This is a genomic window from Nocardioides sp., from assembly GCF_025964975.1.
Lineage (GTDB): Bacteria > Actinomycetota > Actinomycetes > Propionibacteriales > Nocardioidaceae > Nocardioides.
The window spans coordinates 1-6642 of the sequence record NZ_JAOPXV010000164.1 but is presented as its reverse complement, the minus strand read 5'-3'; the positions used below and the strand labels follow the sequence as shown (position 1 = coordinate 6642).

The window sequence follows — 6642 nt, the reverse complement described above, 5'->3', positions numbered from 1 at the left end:
GACGACCTCGTTGAACAGCTGCTCCCCGGCCGTGTTGTCGATGTCGGTGAAGTCGAAGACCCCGCGGCCGCTGATGACGCCCGCGGAGACGAAGTTGCGGATGAAGGTCAGGGGGTCGGTGATCTTCAGCGTGTAGGTGCCGCGAGTGATCGCACCGACCTGGGTGTTGAGGAACGCGTCGTCCCAGTAGATCTCCGACTGGGTGCCGAACTTGTTGTTGGGCAGCTCCTTCAGGGACACATAGAGCGCGGTCTGCTGGGCCGAGGGACGACCACCGAACTTGAACCGCTCCCAGCTCTGCTTGATCACCGAGTCGACGAGACCGCCGCCGGAGAAGACCGACTGCGACGCCGCCTCCTCGGAGTTCCAGATGTAGCCACCGGGCTCGGCAGCGAAGCCCGTGAAGGCCCCGTCCTGGATCAGCACCAGGCCGTAGCCCTCGGGCACGACGATCTTCGATCCGTTGGTGATGACCCCGCTCGAGGCGCTGTCGTTGCCCCCACGGCCGGCGTTCTCGCCCTTGCGCACGGCGGGGAAGAGGGCGGCGGTGGACGGGAGCCCGTCGGGGACGCCGAAGAAGTCGAGCCACTGGTCGCTCAGCGTGCCGCCGATGGCGCCGGTCGCTGCCTGGAAGAGTCCCATTGTCAACATCCTTCGACGGTTCCGGTCGTGGACGGTGCTGCCCCCGACACGTCGCCCACCCCGATGGGTGGTCGACCGCCGCAACCCTAGCGGTCAGGGGGCACCGGAGGAGCCGATTCCCGTGACGCCGTTCCGGCTATCGTCGCGAGCGTGTCCGGTCACCAGCGCATCTTCGTGGTGAGCACCTCGGGGGAGCAGTCGGAGCCTGCGCGACTCGCAGGCGGCCTCGGTCGCGACCCGATCGTCCTTACCGCTCCGACGGCTGAAGCCGAGCGAGTCGTGCGAGGTCTCCGCGTCGAGCCCCAGGTGGACGTGCTGCTGGCGCCTGCGAGATTCCCCCGTGCCGACCGGGGGCACCGACTGGACGCCCTGGTACGACGCCATGCCCTGCGCGACAGGTTCCGCGACGTCGTCGTGGTGACCGACCCGGCGACGGCGACGCTGCTGCTGCGCGTCCTTGCCCCGGATCAGCTGCCGACCGGCGGCGCTGTGACCGTCGTGGGTCTCCCTCGAGGGGATCGCCCCGTCGCCGTAGGGCGCGTTGTGGTCGTCGGGATCGTGCTGGGGATCGCAGCCGCTCTCGCCCGCCCGGTGGTGCCGGTCCTCACCGTGCCTGTCGCCGCGGCGTTGGGCGGGCTTGCCGGGGTGATGGTCCCGCCCATGCGACACCTGGGACGCGAGCTGCTGCTCGCGGCTGCTGTCTGTGTCGTCGTCGTCCTTGTGCTGGTGGCCGGGTCCGCGCGCTTCCCCGCAGTCTGGTGAGCCCGTGGCCCACCGGCACGGGACAACGCGTCGTCGCAGGGGTTACACGACCCGTCGCACCGGAGCTGGCTGGTGGTCGCCGGTCATGACGAGGCCAGGACCCTGTCCGTGGCGGGCACGGACGCGCCGGGGCCGCCGAAGCCGTGATTCAGGCCCCAGAGGACGGCCTGGCTGCGGGACTCGACATCGATCTTGCGGTAGCAGGCGCGGATGTAGGACTTCACCGAGTTCACGGACAGGTGCAACGTCGCCGCGATCTCGGCGTTGCTGTAGCCGCTCGCGATGTGGGACAGCACGTCGGCCTCTCGGCCCGTCAGCAGCTCGCCGCGGTCCGTCCGGGTGCCCCTGGGGTCGCCCGATCCTCCACCTGCGGAGATCACAACCCTCCCGGCGTTCACCGAATGAAGAGCCTCGACCAGCTGCGCACTCGTCAAGCCTTTGGAGAGGTAGCCGCACGCTCCCTGCTCGATGAGGTCGGTCGCGGACCACGGCTGGAAGTTCCAGGTGAAGATGACGACCTTGCGCAGGCGGTTGTCGGCCAGCAGCTGCTCCAGCCGGCGAGGGCGGGCGGGCCCACTGAGTGCGTGGTCGTAGAGGGCGATGTCGATCGGATTCACGTCGCGAGTCGCCGCGCTGACCAGCTCGACGCGGTCGCGGTGTCCCAGCAGCATCGACGCCATGCCCCGGGACGTCAGCTCGTCGTCATCGACCAGGGTCACTCGCACCGGCTTCAAGCCGGCGGCCGAGGCGTTCGGGGCGTCGAACCCGGACCGTGTTGCTGACATGATCCCGCTCCTCCCAATCGCCGGACAGCGCATCCCTCACAATGCCCTCCCCGCATCAACGTAGACTCAGTGCACCGACTTGTCCAGGCTTTGTCCAAGGTGAGTTGAGTCGCGATACCCTAGCAAACTATGTACACGATCAAGCGAGCAGCGCAACTCACGGGGGTCCCCGAGACCTCGTTGCGCGCGTGGGAGCGTCGGTACGCCGTATGGGCCCCGCAGCGCAACGAGTCCGGCTATCGGGTGTACGACCAGGAGTCCCTGGCCGTCATCTCGACCATGCGCCGACTGGTCGACGACGGGTGGTCGCCTACGGCAGCAGCCGACGCCCTTCGCAACGGGACGGTCCCACCCGCTCTCGCGGCGCGGATGGACGAGGAGAGCCCGGCCGCTTCATCCACGACCCTGCCCGGGTCGACCACTTACACCGAGCGCTTCCTGAGCGCTGCAGCACAGATGGACACCACCGGGATTGAGGAGAGTCTCGATGGCGGGTTCTCGCTCGGGTCCTTCGAGCACGTCGTCGACGCCTGGCTGTTCCCCACGCTCGAGGCGCTCGGCGACGGCTGGGCGCGAGGGGAGATCGACGTCGCGGGCGAGCACACGGCCAGCCACGCCGTGCATCGGCGCCTGGCGGCCGCGTTCGACGCCGCCGGCAGCCGGTCCCGCGGGCCCGCGGTGGTCGTCGGGCTCCCCTCGGGCAGCCAGCACGACCTCGGCGCGCTCGCCTTCGCCACGGCCATCCGCCGGCGTGGGCTGCACGTCCTCTACCTCGGGGCCGACGTGCCCGTGAGCAGCTGGGAGGCCGCCGTCACCAGCCACGCGGCACGGGCGGCGGTCCTGGCCGTCGTGACTCCGCAGGACCGTCCGGCGGCGACCACGGTCGCCGAGCGGCTCGCCGAGCACGAGCTGTCGCCCCTGGTCTGCTCCGGCGGCGCCTCAGGCGCCAGCCTCGCCGCCGGTGTCCGAGACCTTCCGTGGGGCATCGGCGAGGCCGCTGACGAGCTTGACCGGCTGACGGACGAGCTGGCGAGTCAACCCGCCTGAGTCGCTCAGCAGCTACCAACCGCGCTCGCGCCACTCGGCCAGGTGGGGGCGCTCCGCGCCGAGGGTCGAGTCGCTGCCGTGTCCGGGGTAGAACCACACGTCGTCGCCGTACACGTCGAAGACCTTGGTCGACACGTCCTCGATCAAGGACTCGAAGGCCGCGGCGTCGCCGAAGGTGTTGCCGACGCCGCCCGGGAAGAGCGAGTCGCCGGTGAAGAGGTGTCCCTGGCCGGTGTCGTCCTCCCAGAAGAGCGCGATCGAGCCGGGGGTGTGGCCGGCCAGGGCGATCACGGTCAGGTCACAGGTGCCGGCCGCGACGCGGTCGCCGTGGGTGACGGTCCGGTCGACGGCGACGCCGGTCTGCGAGGTGATCTCGGCCGCGTCGGGCGCCCCGGCGATCACCGTCGCCCCGGTCGCGGCCACGACCTCGGCGAGGGCGCGGTGGTGGTCCCAGTGCTGGTGCGTCGTGACGACCGCCGTGAGGGGACGGTCACCGATCAGCGTCAGCAGGGTGGGTGCGTCCGCAGCGGCGTCGATCAGGACGACCTCGTCGGTCTCCTCGCAGTGCAGGAGATAGGCGTTGTTGGACATGTCGGGATCGACGGCCACCTTGGTGATCGTCACGCACCCGGCCTTACGGGTCTGGGGCGGCCCGCCCGGGCTCACGTCGCCTGTGTAGCTCACCATGCCGGCACCTCCGGAAGCTTGTCGTGGTCAACGGTCAGGGTGCCATCGTCGCCTCGGCCGGTGAGCCACCAGGCCAGGTCGTGCGAGTCGCCCGCGACCGTCGAGACGGGTTCGCCGTCGCCGAGCTCCCAGGTCTGCGCGAGGTCGCGGGCGAGCACCCGGAAGGCGACGGGCCACTCACCCGCCCGTTTCGTCGCGGACTCGATGAGCTGCGCGGAGAACGCAGGCACCCAGTCGCGGCGGGAGTAGTCCAGACCGAGGTCGGCATGATGGATCTCCACCTCTCGCAGACGCATCAGCACGGTGGAGCGCGCGCGGAAGGCGGGGTTGCCGGGGGTGCGCTCGATGGTCACGTCCCACTGGTCGTCCGGCACCGCGGAGACCTCGCGGTCGAAGAGCTGGGTCGAGGCCTCCACGCGAGCGCGGATCTCACCGGGGGCCGCGACGCCGAGCTCGGCGATGTCACGGTCGCGGGCCTCCTGCGACTCATACATGGGAGCGCCGGAGCCCGAGCTCACTCCGCGCAAGGCCCCGGCGAGGCCCTCACCGTTGAGGGCGAGGTGGGCCAGCACGTGACCGACGGTCCAGTCGGGGAGAAGGGACGCCCGGGCGTACGTCGAGTCGTCCAGGCCGTCCACCGTCCGGACGAGCCGCTGGTTCGCGGCGGCGAGCAGCTCGAGCTGGGTGGGCTCCACCGAGTGCGTCATGGCGCCATTCAACACACTCCAGTGAAGGTTGGGCAGGCCCGTAGGATCGACAGCTGACGCGCGGCGTGTTGCAACCCCGCGTCACATGACGAACACTTGTTCGAACCGCACCCTCCTCGCAGACCTCGAAGGACGACCGTGATCGACCAGCTCATCATCCGGGGCGCCCGGGAACACAACCTCAAGGACGTCTCGCTCGATCTGCCGCGCGACGCCCTCATCGTGTTCACCGGCCTGTCCGGCTCGGGCAAGTCGAGCCTGGCCTTCGACACCATCTTCGCCGAGGGCCAACGGCGCTACGTCGAGTCGCTCTCGGCGTACGCCCGGCAGTTCCTCGGCCAGATGGACAAGCCGGACGTCGACTTCATCGAGGGACTCTCCCCGGCGGTCAGCATCGACCAGAAGTCGACGAGCAAGAACCCCCGCTCCACCGTCGGCACGATCACCGAGGTCTACGACTACCTCCGCCTGCTGTTCGCCCGAGCGGGTCGCGCGCACTGCCCCGTGTGCGGGTCGCCGATCGAGCGCCAGACGCCACAGCAGATCGTCGACAAGATCCTCGCCCTCGAGGAGGGCGCGCGCTTCCAGGTGCTGGCGCCGGTCATCCGCGGTCGCAAGGGCGAGTTCGTCGAGCTCTTCCGTCAGCTCCAGACGCAGGGGTTCTCCCGGGCGAGGGTCAACGGTGAGACGCACGCGCTGGACGACCCACCCAAGCTGGACAAGCAGAAGAAGCACACGATCGAGGTGGTGGTCGACCGGCTGGCCGTCAAGGAGAGCTCGAAGCGCCGACTGACCGACTCGGTGGAGACCGCACTCCAGCTCGCCGGCGGTCAGGTGCTCTTCGACTTCGTCGACCTCGACGCCAAGGAGCCGGGCCGTGAGCTCCGCTTCTCCGAGCGGATGGCCTGCCCCAACGAGCACAGCATCGACACCGACGAGCTCGAGCCTCGTTCCTTCTCCTTCAACTCGCCGTTCGGTGCGTGCCCCCAGTGCAGCGGCCTGGGGACGCGGATGGAGGTAGACCCCGAGCTCGTGGTGCCCGACCAGCACGCCACGCTGGGGGAGGGGGCCATCCAGCCGTGGAGCTCGGCCCACGTGGCCGACTACTTCCTGCGCCTGATGAACGCGCTGGGCCAGGAGATCGGCTTCGATCTCAACACGCCGTGGATCGACCTCTCGCCCAAGGCACGCACGTCGCTGCTCGAGGGGCACTCGACCAAGGTCCACGTCGTCACCAAGAACCGCTACGGCCGTCAGCGTGCCTACTACGCCGCCTTCGAGGGCGTCCGGCCCTACATCGAGCGGCGCCACCGCGAGGCGGAGTCCGACACCAGCCGGGACCGGTTCGAGGGGTTCATGCGCGAGGTGCCGTGCCCCGCGTGCCAGGGCAGTCGGCTCAAGCCGGTCTCGATGGCCGTCACGCTCGGCGCCAAGGAGCAGGGCGGCAAGAACATCGCCGAGATCTGTGCGATGCCGATCAACGAGGCGGCCTACTACCTGCGCACCCTCGACCTGTCGGTGCGGGAGAAGCAGATCGGTGAGCGCGTCCTGAAGGAGATCCAGGAACGGCTCAACTTCCTGCTCGACGTCGGGCTCGACTACCTCTCGCTCAACCGTCCCTCCGGCTCGCTGTCCGGCGGGGAGGCGCAGCGGATCAGGCTGGCGACCCAGATCGGGGCGGGACTGGTCGGGGTCCTCTACGTCCTCGACGAGCCGTCCATCGGGCTGCACCAGCGCGACAACCACCGCCTCATCGAAACCCTGAGGCGGCTCAAGGACCTCGGCAACACCCTGACCGTCGTCGAGCACGACGAGGACACGATCCGCACCGCCGACTGGGTCGTCGACATCGGTCCCGGCGCCGGCGAGCACGGAGTCTTGGTCGTCCACTACGGCTCCTACCAGGACCTGTTTAAGATCTACGAGTCCCTGACCGGCGACTACCTGTCCGGGCGGAAGTCCATCTAATTGCCGAAGAAGGGGCGCAAGTACTACAAGAAGCGTGAGCTCAA

The 6642-nt window shown here is 69.3% G+C and carries 7 protein-coding genes; 3 read left to right on the top strand and 4 right to left on the bottom strand.

Going from position 1 to position 6642, the window contains the following annotated elements; translation table 11 throughout:
* Positions 1–642, bottom strand: a 642-nt coding sequence (locus JWN68_RS12545) for an SPFH domain-containing protein (protein WP_297739343.1), incomplete at its 3' end; no start/stop codon positions are given.
* A gap of 150 nt (positions 643–792) precedes the next feature.
* Between JWN68_RS12545 and JWN68_RS12540 the strand changes: the two genes are divergently transcribed.
* The gene (locus JWN68_RS12540) at positions 793–1404 is read left to right on the top strand and encodes a hypothetical protein (RefSeq protein WP_297739341.1); all 612 of its coding nucleotides are present in this window, start codon (positions 793–795) and stop codon (positions 1402–1404) included.
* An 83-nt stretch (positions 1405–1487) separates the two neighbouring features.
* On the opposite strand, the gene JWN68_RS12535 is transcribed toward JWN68_RS12540, so the two are convergent.
* A complete protein-coding gene (locus JWN68_RS12535; protein WP_297739338.1) occupies positions 1488–2189 on the bottom strand; it encodes a response regulator transcription factor in 702 nt (233 codons plus the stop codon).
* Positions 2190–2318: 129 nt separating this feature from the next.
* Between JWN68_RS12535 and JWN68_RS12530 the strand changes: the two genes are divergently transcribed.
* A complete protein-coding gene (locus tag JWN68_RS12530) occupies positions 2319–3236 on the top strand; it encodes a MerR family transcriptional regulator (RefSeq protein WP_297739335.1) in 918 nt (305 codons plus the stop codon).
* Positions 3237–3248: 12 nt separating this feature from the next.
* Here JWN68_RS12530 and JWN68_RS12525 read toward each other — a convergent pair whose 3' ends face one another.
* Both JWN68_RS12525 and JWN68_RS12520 read right to left on the bottom strand, forming a co-directional pair.
* Entirely contained in the window at positions 3249–3923 is a 675-nt protein-coding gene (locus JWN68_RS12525) for an MBL fold metallo-hydrolase (RefSeq protein WP_297739332.1), read from the bottom strand.
* Positions 3917–4630, bottom strand: a complete 714-nt coding sequence (locus JWN68_RS12520) for a maleylpyruvate isomerase family mycothiol-dependent enzyme (protein WP_297739329.1) — start codon at positions 4628–4630, stop codon at positions 3917–3919. Before JWN68_RS12520 ends, JWN68_RS12525 begins: the two co-directional genes overlap by 7 nt.
* A 138-nt stretch (positions 4631–4768) precedes the next feature.
* Between JWN68_RS12520 and uvrA the strand changes: the two genes are divergently transcribed.
* Entirely contained in the window at positions 4769–6598 is a 1830-nt protein-coding gene (gene uvrA, locus JWN68_RS12515; RefSeq protein ID WP_297739326.1) for an excinuclease ABC subunit UvrA, read from the top strand.
* The last annotated feature ends 44 nt before the right edge of the window (positions 6599–6642 follow it).

Excerpts from the sequence above, each read along its gene's own strand:
- JWN68_RS12530 (WP_297739335.1), top strand. The coding sequence starts at position 2,319 with ATGTACACGATCAAGCGAGCAGCGCAACTCACGGGGGTCCCCGAGACC.
- JWN68_RS12520 (WP_297739329.1), bottom strand. The coding sequence starts at position 4,630 with ATGACGCACTCGGTGGAGCCCACCCAGCTCGAGCTGCTCGCCGCCGCG.
- JWN68_RS12535 (WP_297739338.1), bottom strand. The coding sequence starts at position 2,189 with ATGTCAGCAACACGGTCCGGGTTCGACGCCCCGAACGCCTCGGCCGCC.
- JWN68_RS12525 (WP_297739332.1), bottom strand. The coding sequence starts at position 3,923 with ATGGTGAGCTACACAGGCGACGTGAGCCCGGGCGGGCCGCCCCAGACC.